Source organism: Actinacidiphila paucisporea (assembly GCF_900142575.1).
GTDB lineage: Bacteria > Actinomycetota > Actinomycetes > Streptomycetales > Streptomycetaceae > Actinacidiphila > Actinacidiphila paucisporea.
In genome coordinates this window covers 467,648-484,983 of the sequence record NZ_FRBI01000001.1, presented here as the reverse complement: position 1 = coordinate 484,983, position 17,336 = coordinate 467,648, and the positions used below count along the sequence as shown (strand labels likewise).

14 protein-coding genes are annotated in these 17,336 nt (G+C 71.1%); 8 read left to right on the top strand and 6 right to left on the bottom strand.

Features of this window, described 5'->3' with window-relative positions:
• Positions 1 to 30: 30 nt before the first annotated feature.
• Entirely contained in the window at positions 31 to 1,029 is a 999-nt protein-coding gene (locus BUE44_RS02265) for an ABC transporter ATP-binding protein (protein ID WP_073493019.1), read from the top strand.
• Positions 1,026 to 1,766, top strand: coding sequence for an ABC transporter permease (locus tag BUE44_RS02260; protein WP_073493018.1), 741 nt, complete (start codon positions 1,026 to 1,028; stop codon positions 1,764 to 1,766). Before BUE44_RS02265 ends, BUE44_RS02260 begins: the two co-directional genes overlap by 4 nt.
• A gap of 33 nt (positions 1,767 to 1,799) precedes the next feature.
• Here the strand turns inward: BUE44_RS02260 and BUE44_RS02255 are convergent, their stop codons facing one another.
• From BUE44_RS02255 to BUE44_RS02240, 4 genes are all read right to left on the bottom strand, one after another.
• Entirely contained in the window at positions 1,800 to 4,316 is a 2,517-nt protein-coding gene (locus BUE44_RS02255) for a hypothetical protein (protein WP_073493016.1), read from the bottom strand.
• Positions 4,317 to 4,468: 152 nt separating this feature from the next.
• Positions 4,469 to 4,837, bottom strand: coding sequence for a DUF6113 family protein (locus BUE44_RS02250; protein ID WP_073493015.1), 369 nt, complete (start codon positions 4,835 to 4,837; stop codon positions 4,469 to 4,471).
• Positions 4,834 to 5,772: an N-acetyl-1-D-myo-inositol-2-amino-2-deoxy-alpha-D-glucopyranoside deacetylase gene (mshB, locus tag BUE44_RS02245; RefSeq protein ID WP_073493013.1), complete on the bottom strand. Its 939-nt coding sequence runs from the start codon at positions 5,770 to 5,772 to the stop codon at positions 4,834 to 4,836. Before mshB ends, BUE44_RS02250 begins: the two co-directional genes overlap by 4 nt.
• Before the next feature lie 31 nt (positions 5,773 to 5,803).
• Positions 5,804 to 5,998, bottom strand: a complete 195-nt coding sequence (locus BUE44_RS02240) for a hypothetical protein (RefSeq protein ID WP_073493011.1) — start codon at positions 5,996 to 5,998, stop codon at positions 5,804 to 5,806.
• A gap of 260 nt (positions 5,999 to 6,258) precedes the next feature.
• Between BUE44_RS02240 and BUE44_RS02235 the strand changes: the two genes are divergently transcribed.
• The 6 genes from BUE44_RS02235 to BUE44_RS02210 all read left to right on the top strand — a co-directional run bounded on the left by BUE44_RS02235 (position 6,259) and on the right by BUE44_RS02210 (position 15,130).
• On the top strand, positions 6,259 to 8,406 hold the full coding sequence (locus tag BUE44_RS02235; RefSeq protein ID WP_073493009.1) for a S9 family peptidase: 2,148 nt from the start codon (positions 6,259 to 6,261) through the stop codon (positions 8,404 to 8,406).
• A 465-nt stretch (positions 8,407 to 8,871) separates the two neighbouring features.
• Positions 8,872 to 9,900 (top strand): ABC transporter permease, encoded by a 1,029-nt coding sequence (locus tag BUE44_RS02230; protein WP_073493007.1) that lies wholly within the window; start codon positions 8,872 to 8,874, stop codon positions 9,898 to 9,900.
• Between the two features lie 98 nt (positions 9,901 to 9,998).
• On the top strand, positions 9,999 to 11,801 hold the full coding sequence (locus BUE44_RS02225; protein ID WP_322939347.1) for an ABC transporter substrate-binding protein: 1,803 nt from the start codon (positions 9,999 to 10,001) through the stop codon (positions 11,799 to 11,801).
• A 99-nt stretch (positions 11,802 to 11,900) separates the two neighbouring features.
• Complete coding sequence (locus BUE44_RS02220; RefSeq protein ID WP_073493002.1) at positions 11,901 to 12,878, top strand: ABC transporter permease; 978 nt, start codon at positions 11,901 to 11,903, stop codon at positions 12,876 to 12,878.
• Positions 12,879 to 12,888: 10 nt separating this feature from the next.
• Entirely contained in the window at positions 12,889 to 13,959 is a 1,071-nt protein-coding gene (locus BUE44_RS02215; RefSeq protein WP_073493000.1) for an ABC transporter ATP-binding protein, read from the top strand.
• 40 nt (positions 13,960 to 13,999) lie between these two features.
• Positions 14,000 to 15,130 (top strand): ABC transporter ATP-binding protein, encoded by a 1,131-nt coding sequence (locus BUE44_RS02210; RefSeq protein ID WP_073492998.1) that lies wholly within the window; start codon positions 14,000 to 14,002, stop codon positions 15,128 to 15,130.
• Positions 15,131 to 15,222: 92 nt separating this feature from the next.
• On the opposite strand, the gene BUE44_RS02205 is transcribed toward BUE44_RS02210, so the two are convergent.
• Together BUE44_RS02205 and BUE44_RS02200 are read right to left on the bottom strand one after the other, a co-directional pair.
• The gene (locus BUE44_RS02205) at positions 15,223 to 16,308 is read right to left on the bottom strand and encodes an ABC transporter ATP-binding protein (RefSeq protein ID WP_073492996.1); all 1,086 of its coding nucleotides are present in this window, start codon (positions 16,306 to 16,308) and stop codon (positions 15,223 to 15,225) included.
• Positions 16,277 to 17,326, bottom strand: a complete 1,050-nt coding sequence (locus tag BUE44_RS02200; RefSeq protein ID WP_073492994.1) for an ABC transporter ATP-binding protein — start codon at positions 17,324 to 17,326, stop codon at positions 16,277 to 16,279. The genes BUE44_RS02205 and BUE44_RS02200 overlap by 32 nt, the downstream gene beginning before the upstream one ends.
• Positions 17,327 to 17,336: the final 10 nt, after the last annotated feature.

The following is a 17,336-nucleotide window of genomic DNA, read 5'->3' as shown; positions in this document are numbered from 1 at the left end:
CCACACCCCCGTCGCCCCCAAGCTGGTGTCATGACAGCGACAGCGACCACGAACGGGGCGACGGGGCGGACCGCGGACAGCGGGGTGCCCGTCGTGGCGTTCACCGATGTGAACAAGAGCTACGGTGCCGTGCACGCGGTGGCCGGCCTGAGCCTTGAGCTGCACCCCGGGGAGACGGTGGCACTGCTCGGGCCGAACGGCGCCGGGAAGTCCACCGCGCTCGACCTGCTGCTCGGGCTGAAGAACGCCGACCGCGGGTCGGTACGGGTCTTCGGGGCGACACCCGCGCAGGCCATCGCCGCGGGGCAGGTCGGGGCCATGCTGCAGAGCGGCGGGCTCATGGAGGAGGTGACCGTACGGGAGCTGGTCGGGCTCGCGTGCGATCTGCACCCCAAGGCCTACCCGGTGGACCAGGTGCTGGCCGCCGCCGGCATCACCGACTTCGCCTCCCGGCTGGTCGACAAGCTCTCCGGCGGCCAGGAGCAGCGCGTGCGGTTCGCGCTCGCCACGGCCGGGGCCAACGACCTGATCGTGCTGGACGAGCCGACCGTGGGGATGGACGTCGGCGCGCGGCAGGCCTTCTGGGCGACGATGCGCGGCCAGGTCGACCAGGGGCGGACCGTGCTGTTCGCCACGCACTACCTGGAGGAGGCCGACGCCGTCGCCGACCGCGTCCTGGTCATGAACCGGGGCCGGCTGATCGCCGACGGCACCGCCGCGGAGATCAAGGCCAGGGCGGGTGCCCGGCGGATCACCTTCGACCTCGAAGGCCCGATCGACGAGGCCGCGCTGCGCGCGCTGCCGCACCTGGTGGGCCTGGAGGTCACAGGACCGACCGTACGCATCCGCTCCGACGACGCGGACGCCACGACCCACGCGGTCTACGGCCTCGGACTGTACCCGCGCAACCTGGAGGTCGCCGGGCTCGGCCTCGAACAGGCCTTCCTGGCCCTCACCGAAGGAGCCGGTGCCTCCGCCGGCGAGCAGACCGCCGCGGGCACCGGCGACGACAAGGCGGGCAAGCGATGAACACCCTGGTCAAACTGGAGATCCTGCGCACATTGCGCAACCGGAAGTTCATGTTCTTCTCGGTGCTCTACCCGGGCGTGCTGTTCCTGATCGTCACCGCCGGCGCCGGCAAGGACAAGAAGCTCGGCGGCTCCGACCTGACCCTGGTCGCCTACTACATGGTGGCGATGGCCGCCTTCGGCGCGATGACCGCCGTCCTGATGGGCAACGCGGAGCGTATCGCCCGCGAGCGCGAGAAGGGCTGGGTGCGGCAGCTGCGGCTCACCGCGCTGCCCGGCCGCGGCTACGTCACCGCGAAGATCGCCTCGGCCGCGACCGTCAGCCTGCCGTCGATCGTGATCGTGCTGGTGCTGGGCGCGGCGGTGAAGGGCGTACGCCTCGACGCCTGGCAGTGGGCGGCGATCCTGGTCAGCATCTGGGCCGGCAGCATGGTCTTCGCCGCCCTCGGCGTCGCCATCGGCTACGTCGCCACCGCGGACGTCGCACGGCCCCTGTCCATGCTGTGCTACTTCGTGCTGGCCATGCTCGGCGGCCTGTGGATCCCCTTCACGACCTTCCCCGGCTGGCTCCGGACGCTGGCCGGCTACCTGCCGGGCCGCGCCTACGCCGCCCTCGGCCAGACCATCGAGTTCGGCAACGCCCCGCACGCCAAGGACATCGCCGTCCTGGTCGTCTACCTGGTGCTCTTCGCCGGTACGGCCGCGTGGCTGTACCGCAAGGACACCAGGAAGGCGTAGCGGAACGGGAGGTCGGGAGGACGGGGCCCCGGGTCAGGCCACGTCGGAGAGGGTGACCGTGCGGTCGGACGGGGAGGTGGCGCTGAGTGCCTTCAGGAGCGCCGTCGCCACGTCCTGCGGCGTGACCTGGGTCTTCGAGCCGTCCGCCCGCTTCACAAGAACGTTGTCGAACTTCTGGCCGTACAGCGACTTGAGCTTGTCGAGGTCGATGTGCGGCGTGAGCGTCCCTTGCGGGGTGGCGACCATGGTGAGGAACTGGGGCAGCGTCCTGTTGAAGGAGATCGTGTGGGCGGCGTCCGCCCGCACCGTCACCTTGCCGGACATCGCGGTCTTGCCGAAGCCGTTGACGGCCTTGTCGAGCTCGGCCTGCGAGACCCTGGGGGGCGAGGTGGTGGCGTTGAGCGCCACCGGGCTGTCGGCGCCGGTTTCCGCGCGGGTGCGGTAGGCCGCTTCGACCTGGGCGGTCGCGGCCGCCACGTCGAGGGTCTTGCGGGGCGTGCCGGGCACGCCGATCGCCTTGCCGTCCTCGAAGCGCACCATCGCGTCGCTGCCGCCGGTGCCCGCGCCGGCCAGTGACTGGAGGGCGACCTTGAGCTTGTCCTCGTCGACGACGAAGACCGGGTCGGCGGTGCGGCTGCCGCCGAAGAGGGAGCCGATGACGGAGACCGGGTTGTAGTCGGCGTGCGCCACGTCCCGCACGGTGGCGTCCGTGTCGATGGACAGGCCGGCCACGGACGGCTTGAGGCTGCGCTTCTGGCCGCCGATGGTGAGCTGGAGGGGCGCGGTGGCGCGGTTGCCGAGCGCGGTGTCGAGCATCTTGACGGCCGCGTCGCGGTTCTGGTTGCCGATGTCCACCCCGAGCACGGTGGTGCCCTTGGGCACGTCGGCGTGGTTCATGAGCAGGCCGGCGCCGTAGGCCACGACCAGGACGACGCCGACGGCGACGCCGAGCAGCACCGGCTTGGAGCGGCCCTTCTTCTTCGCCGGGCGGGCGGCGGCTGGCGGCGCGGCCTCGGCGGCCGGTGCCGGCGCGGTACGGGCCGGCGGCTTGGCGGACGAGGGCGCGGGGCCGGGCGAGGCGGCCCGCGGGGGCGCCTGCCGGGGCGCGCGGGACTCGCCGGGCTGCACCGCGGGGATGCCGCTGACCACCGTGTCGCCGGACACGGGGCCCTGCCCCGAGCCGGGTACGGGCGGGCGGAAGCCGTTCGGGCCGGTGGGCGGCCGGACCGCTTCCGGGGTGACCGGCGGGATGTTCATGGTGCCGGTCGCGGGGCCTGCGGTCGGGCCGTACGGCTGCATGCCGAGCGGGTCCTCGTCGCCCGGGAAGGACTCCTCGCTGGGGCGCGGCACCCCGGCCGGGAAGTCGGCCGTACCGAACGGCTGCGACCCGGTGTCGTACGGCGAGCGGCCGTCGTCCACGGCGGGCATGGCCGCGGTGTCGAACGACTGCGACCCGGTGTCGTACGGCGAGCGGTCGCCGTCCACGGCGGGCATGGCGGCGGTGTCGAAGGGCGAGCCCGCGCCGAAGGGCGGCGCCTCGTTCGCGAAGGGGGCGGCGAAGCCGCCCGCCGGGGTGTCGTGCGACCCGCGCGCCGCCTCGCCCTCACCGGGGGCGGAGCCGACCGGCGGCGGAAGGTAGGGCGTGCTGCCCGTCGACTCGTCCGGCGCGACCCCGAAGAGCGATCCGGGCGTGCCGGAGCCGCCCGAGGGGGCCGCTCCCCTGCCACCGCCGGGGTTGCGCACCGGCAGCGGCACGTTCCCGCTCGATTCCGCGGTCCCGGGCGCACCACCCTGGGAGTCGTCCCGCCCGAAGGGCGCGGCCGCGTCGCCCTGCCCGTACGGGGAGGCCGGCGCCCCTCCGGGCACCGAGCCGTCGCCGAACGGCAGCGACATGCCACCGGTGGAGTCGTCCCGCCCGTACGGCGACGAGCCCGTGCCACCGGCCAGAGCGTCCGACCCGTACGGCGACGAGCCCGTGCCACCCGCGAGAGCGTCCGACCCGTACGGCGACGAGCCCGTGCCACCGGCCAGAGCGTCCGACCCGTACGGCGACGAGTTCGAACCGCCCGACGTGTCGTCCCGCCCGAAGGGGGCCGCCGGAGCCGGGCTCGACGGCGGTGCGGCCGGAGAGGTCTTGCGGGGGGCGAACCAGTCGCTGGTCTTCTCCGGCTCCGGCTCAGGCGGGGCCTCCGCCTCGGGGGCGGGGTCGGCCTGCGCGGGGGCTTGCGCGGCGGCCGCCGCGGCAGCGGCGGCGGACTCGTCGACCGTGGTGCGGACGACGACCGGCGGGATCGGGCGCGAGCCCGGGATGTTGATACGGATCCGGGTCGTCAGCGTCGTCTCGGTCCGGGGCGCCTCCTCGGCCGGCGGCGTCGCGGCGGCCTCGGCGTCCTGCGCCGTGCCGTCGTCCGGCTCCCCCGGCTGCCGCGTCCGCTCCTGCGGGTGCAGGGAGGGGAAGGGACGGCTGCCGTAGGGCGGGGTCCCCGAGGGGTACGCGGCGCCGCCGCGGCCCTGGGGCCCTGAGGACGAACTGTCTGTTTCACGAGTCAAAGCAGGCTCTCCCGGTTAGCTTCGCCGCCCGACACTGTTCTCCGCTTGCGGCTCGCCGGCGGCCCCACCATACCGACCTGCCGGTGACCGCGACCCTGGTCGGCCGGAACGCTCGCGCTCAGCCAACCATGCGGTTGCCCCTGCCCGCCAAGTCAGGCGGTATTCGCCCCGGATGAGGTCAGTTGGGGCAGAGTGGCGCAGATCACCGCGACCAGGGCGCCGCCGAGGAGGTAGAGGTAGGCCGAGGCGCCCGCCGCGAAGAGGAAGTCGCCCTCGGGGCGGCTGGAGCTGAGCAGCAGCACCGAGACGAGCCAGACGGCGGCCGGCACGGCCACGCCGACACGGCTGCCGGTGGCCTTCAGACCGCCGTAGAAGAGGGCCGCGCAGCCCGCGAGGGCGAGGAACAGCCCGCCGGGGAACCAGCCGTCCTGGACGAGCGCCCCGGCGAGCGCGACGAGGGCGCCGAGGACGGCGAGGCCGAGGTAGCCGAGGATGCGGCCGAGCGTGACGGGGGTGGTCATGACGCGCTCCCCCGACCGTCGTCGCCGCTGTCGCCGCCGTTGAAGTCGCCGTCGCCGTCGAAGAGGTCGCCGGCCGGGGCGCCCGAAGGCCCGCCGCCGAGGGCCTCACCGCGCACCTGGCGGTAGTACTCGGTCGCGAAGAACGGCTGCCCGAGGTCGTTGGACAGCGCGAAGAACGGGCCGTCCACGGCGATCTGGGTGGCGTGCGCGCGCATCGCCGCGGTCTTGCGGTCGGTGTAGGCGCTGCCGTCGATCGCCACGGTGACCTGGTCGTCGTCCACGACGCCCGGCACGTCGTCCGGGGAGGCGACCTGCTCGAAGGGGAAGTCGCGGCCGGCTTCCGCGAGGCGGGCGAAGCCCTCCTCGACCACCGACCGCGGGACGCAGATCTCGAAGACCCGGTCGACCCGGTGGCCCTGGTCCGCGGCCAGTTCGTAGCCGCGCAGGGCGACCCGGTGGGCCTGGATGTGGTCGGGGTGGCCGTAGCCGCCGTTGTCGTCGTAGGTGACCAGCGCCTGCGGGCGTACGTCCAGGATGACCTCGGCCAGGTGGCCCGCCGCCTCGTCGAGGTCGGCCTGCCAGAAGCAGTCGGCCACCTCGTTCTGGGCGACGCCCATCATGCCGGAGTCGCGGTAGCGGCCGGGGCCGCCGAGGAAGCGGTGGTCGGTGACGCCCAGCTCCGACATCGCCGCCGCCAGCTCGCCGATCCGGTGGTCGCCCAGGGTGTCGTCCCGGTCGGACGCCAGGTGGGCCAGCTCAGGCGGGATGACCTCGCCCTCCTCGCCCAGCGTGCAGGTGACGAGGGTGACGAGGGCACCTTCCGCCGCGTACTTCGCCATGGTGGCGCCGTTGTTGATCGTCTCGTCGTCCGGGTGGGCGTGGACGAGCAGCAGCCGGCGCGCGGGACGTGCGGGCGGGGTGGATCGGTCGGTCATGGCGAAAGCCTACGGCCCCCGCCGGTGGCACTCAGAACTTGATGTCGGAGATCATTCCCGCGACGTTGTTGGTGAGGTCGGTGATCTGTGGCGCCCAGGACGAACTCGCCAGGTAGAAGCCCAGCAGCGTGCATGCGATGGCGTGGCCTGTCTTCAGGCCGGACCTGCGGATCAGCAGGACCACGATGATCAGCAGCAGCAGCACCGCCGAAATCGAGAGTGCCACAGCGGCTCACCTCCAGGTACGCAGGGTTCATGTCAGTTGCCACATGCTTATTACCCACCCACGGCAACGGATCATAACTTTCCGTGCCACCGCATATGTCGGAGCACGGAAGCACGCGGGGGCGCATGACCAGATCCGGCCACCGGAGGGCCCCGGCGTGAATTCGACAAGGGGTACTGCTGCGCTGGTCGGGGGGCCTGCGGGGCCATCCGGCGGTTATTCGGAGGCGGTTGTCGGTGGCACCCCCTACTGTGCCGGGTATGACGTACCTCTCATTCCCGCGGCAGCACGCACGAACGCAGCGGTTCACCCTCGGGGCGCCGCGGGCTTTCGCCGTCGCGCCCGGGGGCGAGCGGGTGGCTTTCCTGCGGTCGCGGTCGGGTACGGACACCGCCCAACTGCTGTGGGTGCTGGACCTGCCGGCGGCGGGCGGGGCGGCGCCGGGCGAGCGGGTGGCGGCCGACCCGGTGGCGCTGCTGGGCGGCTCGCAGGAGGACCTGCCGGCGGCCGAGAAGGCCCGCAGGGAGCGCAGCCGGGAGGGTTCCGCGGGCGTGGTCGCCTATGCGGTGGACGGCGCCGCGGCGGTCGCCGCCTTCGCGCTGTCGGGGCGGCTGTTCACCGCCTCGCTGCTGCCGGACGGCGGCGGCGCGCGCGAGTTGCCGGTGCCCGGTCCCGTGGTCGACCCGCGACCGTCGCCGGACGGCCGGTGGGTGGCGTACGCGGCGGGGGGCGCGCTGCGGGTGGTCGCGGCGGACGGCACGGGCGAGCGGGCTCTCGCCGAGCCCGACGGCGACCAGGTGACGTGGGGGCTCGCGGAATTCGTCGCGGCCGAGGAGATGGGCCGCTCTCGCGGCTTCTGGTGGGCGCCGGACAGCTCCGCGCTGCTGGCCGCCAGGGTGGACGAGTCGGGGGTGGCGCGGCGCTGGATCTCCGAGCCGGCGCAGCCCGACCGGGCCCCGGTCGAGGTGGCCTATCCGGCGGCGGGCACGGCCAACGCGGAGGTGTCGCTGGCGCTGCTGGGCCTCGACGGCGCCCGGCTGGACGTGACGTGGGACCGGGAGCGCTTCCCGTATCTGGCGGCGGTGCACTGGACGGCCGCGGGGCCGCCGGTGCTGCTGGTCCAGGCACGCGACCAGCGCACCCAGCACTACCTGACGGTGGACCTCGCGACGGGTGCGACCAGCACCGCGGTCGCCGAGGAAGATCGAATTTGGCTTGATCTTTTCCCCGGCGTGCCGGCTCTGCGGCCCGACGGGACCCTGCTGCGGATCACCGACGTGGACGGCGTCCGGGTTCTGATGGCAGGTGACACCGCCCTGACCGACGGCGAGTTGCACGTGCGGGCGGTGCTGGACGCGGGCGGCGACGACATCCTGGTCAGCGCCTCGGCGGGTCCTGACGCCGCCGACCAGGAGACCGGGCAGATCCATGTCCACCGGGTGACCCCGGAAGGCCCGGTCCGCGTCACGCGGGAGCCCGGGGTGCATTCCGCGGTGCGCGCGGGCGAGGTCACCGTGCTGGTCTCCGCGGTGCCCGACCGCCCGGGTGCGGCGGTCCGCGTCCTGCGCGCGGGGCGGCAGGTCGCCGAGGTGGCCTCCCACGCCGAGACCCCGTCGCTGACCGCCCGGGTGCGCTTCACCGAGGCCGGGAAGCGGAGCATCCCGTGCGCGGTGCTGCTGCCCACCGGCTACGCGGAAGGCGACGGCCCGCTGCCGGTGCTGATGGACCCGTACGGCGGTCCGCACGGCCAGCGCGTGCTGGCCGCGCACAACCCGCACCTGGTCTCGCAGTGGTTCGCCGACCAGGGCTTCGCGGTGATCGTGGCGGACGGCCGCGGGACGCCGGGGCGCTCCCCCGGGTGGGAGAAGGGCATCGCCGGCGGGCGGCTCGCCGAGGTGGTCCTGGCCGACCAGATCGACGCGCTGCACGCGCTCGCGGAGGACTTCCCGCTCGACCTCGGCCGGGTCGCGATCCGCGGCTGGTCCTTCGGCGGCACGCTTGCCGCGCTCGCGGTGCTGCGCCGGCCCGACGTCTTCCACGCCGGGGTCGCCGGCGCCCCGCTGACCGACCAGCGGCTGTACGACACGCACTACACCGAGCGCTACCTCGGCCACCCGGCGGAGCAGGCCGAGGCCTACGACCTCAACTCGGTCGTCACCGCCGACGGCATCCCGCAACTGGCGTCTCCCGCGCGGCCTTTGATGATCGTTCACGGCTTCGCCGACGACAACGTCCTGGTGGCGAACACCCTCCGGCTGTCCACGGCCCTGCTGGCGGCCGGGCGCCCCCACGAGGTCCTCCCCCTGTCGGGCGGCATCACCCACATGACCCCCCAGGAGCAGGTCGCGGAGAATCTGCTGCTCCTCCAGGTCGACTTCCTGCGCCGCTCGCTCGCCGCGCAGGCCTGACCCTCCGCCCCAGCGGCTGCCACATGCGGTGGCGTCGCGTCTTTCCCGGCCTCGTGCTCGCGCGCGCAGTTCTCCCTCGGTGAAGCACCGAGGGAGAACCGCCGCGCGCCACCATGACGGCAGCCGCAGGCGAGCGACGCACCGCAAGAGGCAGTCACGCCCGGGGGCGGGAGCGCATGGCGTACGGACAGCAAGACCGCTGGTCCGTATATCGGTCAGACGACAGTCAAGTTGCTCGCATGTTAACGCGTTTGGTCCGGACAAGTCCGACAAGCCCGCTGCGCCCGAGAGTTGTCAAGCACATCCGGAAGACGATCTGCTCAATGTTCGCTCAAGAAGCAGTGGGGCACGCTTTCTTCCCTCCGCACCCTCTTGACTGGAAGTTGCTTTCATTGCGACAGTCCGGGCAACTCGCGACGCGCCAACCCGTCGCGCCGTCCCATTACCGTTGCGGGGGCTATCGCGATGACGAGTTCCACCGAGACCACGGTCTCCGGTCCGCCCGGGGAACCGGATGAGACCACCACCGCCGCCGATCCCGCCGTCGCGGCCGAGCTGGTCGGGCGGTCCCCCGGCCAGTTGATGTGGCTGCGGTTCAAGCGGGACCGCACCGGGGTGATATCGGCCTACGTGGTCGGCTTCTTCTTCGTGGTCGCGATCCTCGCGCCGGTCATTGCGAAGCTGTACGGCAAGGACCCGTACACGCTCTACGGCCAGAACGAGCCGGGCCTGCTCAACGACTTCGGCTATCCGATCGCGCCCAACGGCGGGATGAGCGGCCGTTTCTGGTTCGGCATCGAGCCGAACCTCGGGCGGGACGTGTTCACCCAGCTGATCTACGGCATCCGCACCTCGCTGGGCATCGCGCTCGCGGTGACGATCGCCGTGACGGTCACCGCGATCCTGCTGGGCATCTCGGCCGGCTACCTCGGCGGCAGGGTGGACTACTTCGTCGGCCGGATCACCGACCTGCTGATGGCCTTCCCCGCGCAGCTGTTCTTCGTCGCCGTCATGCCGGTGGTCACCGCGGTCTTCGTGAGCCCGGTCGACGAGACGCCCACGTATCTGCGGGTGGTGGCGCTGATCACGGTGCAGTGGTTCCTCGGCTGGATGGGCCTGTCCCGGTTGCTGCGCGGCCAGGTACTGAGCCTGCGCGAGCGGGAGTTCATCGAGGCCGCCCGGGTGACCGGCGCGTCGTCGTGGCGGATCGTCCGCCGTGAGCTGCTGCCGAACCTGGTGACGCCGATCCTCGTGCAGAGCACGCTGATGCTGCCGACCTTCGTGACCGCGGAGGCCGGACTGTCCTTCCTCGGCGTCGGGCTCGTGGAGCCGACGCCCGACTGGGGACGGATGTTCGCGATCGGCGGCGAGATCTACCAGAACGACCTCACCTACATGTTCTTCCCGGGCATCGCGATGGTGATCTTCATCGTCGCGTTCAACCTCCTCGGGGATTCGGTCCGGGACGCATTCGACCCGAAGGCCGCACGTTAGCGACACCGTTGTGGGGGCGGCGTCGCCCCGCACCGGGCCGATTCAGGCAGCTCACAGCATCAACGAACAGGGGTGCAAGAACCGATATGAGACTCTACGTGCGTAGAACCCGAGCCGCGCTGGTGGCGGTCGCCGCCGGCGCGCTGGTCCTCACCGCATGCAGCAGTGGCGGGGGCGGGGGCGGCAAGACCACCGAGAACAAGGACGCGAGGGCGAAGCAGAGCAAGAGCGCCCAGCAGCTCGCGTCGCAGATCACCTTCGGTGACGACGCCGCATCGAAGGGTCCGGCCGAGCCCGTCCCGGGCGCGGTGAGCGGCGGCACGATGAACGTGCTGGAGCGCGACAGCTACACCCACCTGGACCCGGCCCAGATCTACGTGTCGAACGAGGGCCAGCTCGCCACCCTGATCCACCGCGGCCTGACGACGTACAAGCTGGACAACAAGGGCAACTACACCGTGGTCGGCGACCTCGCCACCAACAGCGGTGAGTCGTCCGACGGCGGCAAGACCTGGACGTACCACCTCAAGGACGGCATCAAGTTCCAGGACGGCACGCCGATCACGTCCAAGGACATCCGCTGGTCGGTGGAGCGGATGTTCGCCCCGTTCGTGACCAACGGCCCGGCGTACCTGCAGCAGTGGCTGGCCAACGTCACCGGCACCGACTACCGCAAGCTGCTGCCGGACGGCCCGTACAAGGGCAAGCACCTGCCGGACACCCTGCTGGCCACGCCGGACGCGAAGACCGTCGTCTTCCACTTCCCGAAGGCCCAGAGCGACACCCCCTACCTGTTCGCGATGCCCGGCTACACCGTGGTCGACTCCGCGAAGGACACCCAGGCGAAGTACGACAAGGCGCCGGTCGCCTCGGGTCCGTACGAGATCAAGTCCTTCGACCAGGGCAAGTCGATGACCCTGGTGAAGAACCCCAACTGGGACCCGAACACCGACTCGGCCCGGCACCAGTACGTGGACTCGTTCGCGATCACCTTCAACCACCAGAACGAGGACTCCACCAAGCGGCTGATGTCCGACTCGGGTGACAACCAGACCTCGGTGAGCTTCGACAACACCGTCGACACCAACAACACCCCGACCGTGGTGGGCACTCCGGCGATCTACAAGCGGACGGTGGCCGGCTACCAGCCCTTCGTCGGCCAGATCGACTTCAACATGAAGAAGCTCACCGACATCAACGTCCGCAAGGCGCTGGCGCTGGCGATCCCGACCAAGTCCGTCTACCAGGCGCTCGGTGCGTCCTACGGCGCCGAGTACGCGGGCGGCTTCATCAGCCCCGCGCTGGCCGGCTACCAGAAGGCCGACCCGCTGGGCAAGGTCGCCAACCCCAACGGCGACCAGGTCGCGGCCAAGAAGATCCTCACCGACGCGGGCAAGCTGAACACCAAGATCACCTACGCGTACGCCAACAGCACGGCGGGCCAGCAGTACTCGGTGTCCATCGCCGCCGCCCTGAAGGCCGCCGGCTTCGACGTGCAGCGCAAGGAGCTGCCCGCCGACACCTACTACGACCTGGTCGGCAAGGTCGACAACCCGTACGACATGTACGCGCAGGCATGGGGCTCGGACTGGCCCAGCCCGCTGACGGTGATCCCGCCGATCTTCGACGGCCGCACCATCTCCGACCAGGCGCCCAACTACTCGCACGTCAACGACCCGCACATCAACAGCGAGATCGACCGGATCTCGGCGCTGACCGACCCGAAGCAGGCGCAGGCGGCGTGGTTCGCGCTGAACACCTACATCGAGACCAAGGTCATCCCCGCCGTGCCGACCGTCTACTACAAGGAGCTGCAGCTGTTCGGCTCCAAGATCGGCGGTGCCGTGTACAACAACATGTCGGCCGGCATCGACGCCACCAAGCTCTACCTCAAGCCGTAACCGTCGGCGCACCTTCCCGGTGGGGCCGGACACCGTCCGGCCCCACCGGGGCGCCCGCCGGTCCACCACCGCCGCCGTCCTCAGAGAGCTGCGACCGCCATGCTTCGATTCCTCGTCCGCCGGACGCTCGGCGCTGTGGTCATCCTGCTGTTCATCAGCGCCTTCACGTTCTTCCTGTTCTTCGCGATACCCCACGACCCGGCGCTGCTGTCCTGCGGTAAGAACTGCACCCCGGACAACCTCAGGACCATTCACCACAACCTGGGCCTCGACCACCCGGTGCCGGTGCAGTACTACCACTACATGGTGCGGATCTTCACCGGTCACCGCTTCTCGACCGGCAACTGCCCCGCGCCCTGCTTCGGTTACTCCTTCGCCAACAGCGAGCCGGTCTGGCCGACCCTGATGGACCGGCTGCCCACGACGCTGTCGCTGGCGCTCGGCGCGATGGTGGTCTTCCTGCTGTTCGGCCTGGGCACCGGCATGCTCGCCGCGTGGAAGCGCGGCACCACGGTCGACAAGGTCTTCAGCTCCGCCTCTCTGGTGCTCAGCTCGATGCAGATCTACTTCGTCGGCCCGATCGTGCTGGCGCTGCTGGTCTACAACAACCACATCCTCGACCAGCCCAAGTACGTGCCGTTCACGGACAATCCGCTGTCCTGGTTCAACGGGCTGCTGATCCCGTGGTGCGTGCTGTCGATCCTGTTCACCGCGAACTACACGCGTATGTCGCGCTCCACGATGATCGAGCAGCTCCAGGAGGAGCACGTCCGCACCGCCCGCGCGAAGGGCATGTCCAGCGCGTACGTCTTCTTCCGCTACGCCTGGCGCGGATCGCTGATCCCGATCGTCACCATCCTGGGCATCGACCTCGGATCGCTTCTCGGCGGCGCGATGATCACCGAGTACACCTTCCAGCTCGCCGGCCTCGGGCGGCTGGCGATCGACTCGGTGACCAAGACGGACCTGCCCATGCTCATGGGCGTGATGCTCTTCAGCGCCGCCCTGATCGTCCTGTTCAACATCCTCGTGGACGCCGCCTACGCGTTCATCGACCCGCGCGTGCGGCTGTCCTAGGAGACCGTCAGTGACCACCATGACCAAACCGGGGGAATTCGCCGAGGACGCCGCCCCGGCCGCGTCCGACGCGTTCTTGTCGGTACGCGACCTGTACGTGCGCTTCTCCACCGAGGACGGCATCGTCAAGGCAGTCGACGGGCTGTCGTTCGACCTGGAGCGCGGCAGGACGCTGGGCATCGTCGGCGAGTCGGGCTCCGGGAAGTCGGTGACCAACCTGACCGTGCTGGGGCTGCACAACCCGGCCACCACCGAGGTCGCCGGCGAGATCCTGCTGGACGGCCAGGAGCTGACCGGGGCGAGCAACCGAACGCTGGAGAAGCTGCGCGGCGACAAGGTCGCGATGATCTTCCAGGACTCGCTGACGGCGCTGTCGCCGTACTACACCGTCGGCCGGCAGATCGCCGAGCCGTACGTGAAGCACCGGGGCGTCAGCAAGCGGGAGGGCCGGGAGCGGGCGATCGAGATGCTGGAGAAGGTCGGCATCCCGCAGCCGCGCATGCGGGTGGACGACTACCCGCACCAGTTCTCCGGCGGTATGCGGCAGCGGGCGATGATCGCGATGGCGCTGGTGTGCAACCCCGACCTGCTGATCGCCGACGAGCCGACCACCGCGCTGGACGTGACCGTGCAGGCGCAGATCCTCGACCTGCTCAAGGACCTCCAGCAGGAGTTCGGCTCGGCGATCATCCTGATCACCCACGACCTGGGCGTGGTCTCCAACGTGGCCGACGACCTGCTGGTGATGTACGCGGGGCGGGCCGTGGAGCGCGGTTCGGTGCGCGAGCTGATCCGCGAGCCGCAGCACCCCTACACCTGGGGCCTGCTGGGGTCGATGCCGCGGCTGATGTCGGACGTGACGGAGCCGCTGACGCCGATCCCGGGGGCGCCGCCGAGCCTGCTCTCCCCGCCGCCCGGCTGTGCCTTCCATCCGCGCTGCGGCTTCACCGACCTGGTCGGCGGCGGCCGGTGCGCCACCGAGCGGCCGGAACTGCCGGACGGCCGCGGCTCCGCGTGCCATCTCACCGGCGAGCAGAAGCGGTCCGTGTTCATCGAGACGATTCAGCCGCGGCTCGGCTGACCGGTCAGCCCGCGAGAGAAGAGTGGCAGGCAGGCATCACATGAGCAACGACATCTCACTGTCCAAGGCACCGGCAGCGGCCGCCGCCGGCGAACCGGCCGGCGAGACCCTGCTGCAGGTCAGCGGGCTCACCAAGCACTTTCCCGTGATGGGCGGTTTCCCGTTCAAACGCCAGGTCGGCACGGTGCAGGCGGTGGACGGCATCGACCTGACCGTGCGGGCGGCCGAGAGCTTCGGCCTGGTCGGCGAGTCCGGCTGCGGCAAGTCCACCACCGGGCGGCTGATCACCCGGCTGCTGGAACCCACCGCGGGCACCGTCAGCTACCGCGGCCAGGACATCTCGCACGCCACCCGCAAGGAGCTGGCGCCGGTCAGGTCCGAGATCCAGATGATCTTCCAGGACCCGTACTCGTCGCTGAACCCGCGGCAGACGGTGGGCACCATCATCGGCGGCCCGATGGAGATCAACGGCATCAACCCGCCCGGCGGCCGGGAGAAACGGGTCCGCGAGCTGCTGGAGACCGTCGGCCTCAACCCCGAGCACTTCAACCGCTTCCCGCACGAGTTCTCCGGCGGCCAGCGGCAGCGCATCGGGGTGGCCAGGGCGCTGGCGCTGGAACCCAGGCTGATCGTGGCCGACGAGCCGGTCTCGGCGCTGGACGTCTCCATCCAGGCCCAGGTGGTCAACCTGCTCCAGCAGGTGCAGCGCGAGATGGGCATCGCGTTCCTGTTCATCGCGCACGACCTGGCGATCGTCCGGCACTTCTCCCAGCGGGTCGCGGTGATGTACCTGGGCAAGATCGTGGAGGTCGGCGACCGGGACTCGATCTACCAGCGCCCGCGCCACCCGTACACCCACGCGCTGCTGTCGGCGGTGCCCGAGGTGGAGCTGGAGGGCGAGGAGCGCGAACGCGAGCGGATCCGGCTGGCCGGTGACGTGCCGTCGCCGATCAACCCGCCCTCCGGGTGCCGCTTCCGCACCCGCTGCTGGAAGGCCGCGGACAAGTGCGCCGTCGAGGAGCCGCCGCTGATCCGGCTGGCCGGCGCCGAGGAGGGGCATCTGACCGCCTGCCACTTCCCCGAGGAGCCGACGATCGCCGCGCGCGACGAGGACATCGTGATGGACCCGGCACTCGCCGCGCTCGAGGACGTCTCCGACCGTCCGCAGTGAGCCGCCGTACGGACCGCGCCGAACGGCCCCGGCGCGGTCCGTACGGCCCCGGGCCCGTACGGCTCCGGCCGCGGGACCCGGTGGGGCCGGCCTCACCGCTCGCGCGGTACGACCGGCTTCTCCTCCGCGAAGTGGCACGCCGAGTCGTGCGCGGCGGGGCCGCCGGTGCCGCGGAAGGCCTCGGGCACCGCGAGCAGCGGCTCCTCGACCACGCAGCGCTCCCGCGCCTTCCAGCAGCGGGTGCGGAAGCGGCACCCGGAGGGTGGGTTCGCCGGCGACGGGACGTCACCCGACAGGATGATCCGCTCCCGGTACTGGCGCGCCTCCGGATCGGGTACCGGCACCGCGGACAGCAGCGCCTGGGTGTACGGGTGGGTGGGGTGCTCGTAGATCTCGGCGTCGGCGCCGACCTCCACGATCTTGCCCAGGTACATCACGCCGACCCGGTCCGAGATGTGCCGCACGATCGACAGGTCGTGCGCGATGAACATGTAGGACAGGTTGAACTCGTCCTGCAGCCGCTCCATCAGGTTGACCACCTGCGCCTGCACCGACACGTCCAGCGCCGAGACCGGCTCGTCGGCGACGATGACCTCCGGCCGCAGCGCCAGGCCGCGGGCGATGCCGATGCGCTGCCGCTGGCCGCCGGAGAACTGGTGCGGGTAGCGGTTGATGTACTCGGGGTTGAGCCCGACCACGTCCAGCAGCTCCTGCACCCGCTTGCGCCGGTCGCCCTTGGGCGCCACCTCCGGGTGGATCTCGTACGGCTCCCCGATGATGTCGCCGACCGTCATCCGCGGGTTGAGCGAGGTGTAGGGGTCCTGGAAGACCATCTGGATGTTGCGCCGCACCGCCTTGAGGGCGCGCCCCGACAGCTTGGTGATGTCCTCGCCGCGGTAGAGGATCTCCCCCGACGTCGGCTCCTCCAGGTTCATCAGCAGCTTGGCGACGGTGGACTTGCCGCAGCCGGACTCGCCCACGATGCCCAGCGTCTCGCCGGGGAAGAGGTCGAAGCTCACCCCGTCGACCGCCTGGACCGCGCCGACCTGCCGCTTGAAGACGATGCCCTGGGTCAGCGGGAAGTGCTTGACCAGGTCGCGCACCTGGAGGATCGGCTCGCGGTCCGCGGGCCTGCCGTCGGACGGCTCAGGTGTCGTCGGACGGGACGCTGTCGTCACCGAGGGTCTCCTTCCAGAAGTGGCAGGCGCTGGCCCGGTGCTGGCTGACCCGGTAGAGCGGGGGGTCGTCGGTGCGGCAGACGTCCCGCGCCCTCGGGCAGCGCGGGTGGAAGGCGCAGCCCGACGGGATGTGCAGCAGGTTCGGCGGCAGGCCCTTGATCGCGTACAGCTCCTGCCCCTTCTGGTCCAGCCGCGGGATCGAGTCGAGCAGGCCCTTGGTGTACGGGTGGGCGGGGGCCCGGTAGATGTCGTGGACCGGCGAGGTCTCCACGATGCGCCCCGCGTACATCACCGCGATCTTGTCGGCGACGTCGGCGACCACGCCGAGGTCGTGGGTGATCAGGATCAGCCCCATGTTGTACTCGCGCTGCAGCTCCGCGAGCAGGTCCATCACCTGGGCCTGCACGGTGACGTCGAGGGCGGTGGTGGGCTCGTCGGCGATGATCAGCTCGGGTTCCAGCGCCATCGCCATGGCGATCATCACCCGCTGCCGCATACCGCCGGAGAACTGGTGCGGATAGCTCCTGATCCGCTCCTTGGCGGCCGGGATGCGCACCCGCTCCATCAGCTCGACCGCGCGAGCGCGGGCCTCCTTGCGGGACATCCCGCGGTGCACGGTGAACATCTCGCCCAGCTGCTCGCCGACGTTCAGCACCGGGTTGAGCGAGGACAGCGCGTCCTGGAAGATCATCGCCATCCGGGCGCCGCGCACCTTGCGGCGCTCCTCGCCGCCCAGCGTGAGCAGGTCGCGGCCCTGGAAGATGATCTTCCCCTGGGTGACGAAGCCCGGCGGCGAGTCCAGGATGCCCATGATCGCCTGGGCGGTGACCGACTTGCCGGAGCCCGACTCGCCGAGCACGGCGAGGGTCTCGCCCGCGTCGACCGAGTACTCCACGCCGTTGACCGCCCTGGCGACCCCCTCCCTGGTGCGGAATTCCACGTGCAGGTTGCGTACGTCGAGCAGCGGCCCGCTGTACGTACCGCCTTCTTCGGTGCTCAGCTCGACACTCGTGGCCATATCGGCGGGC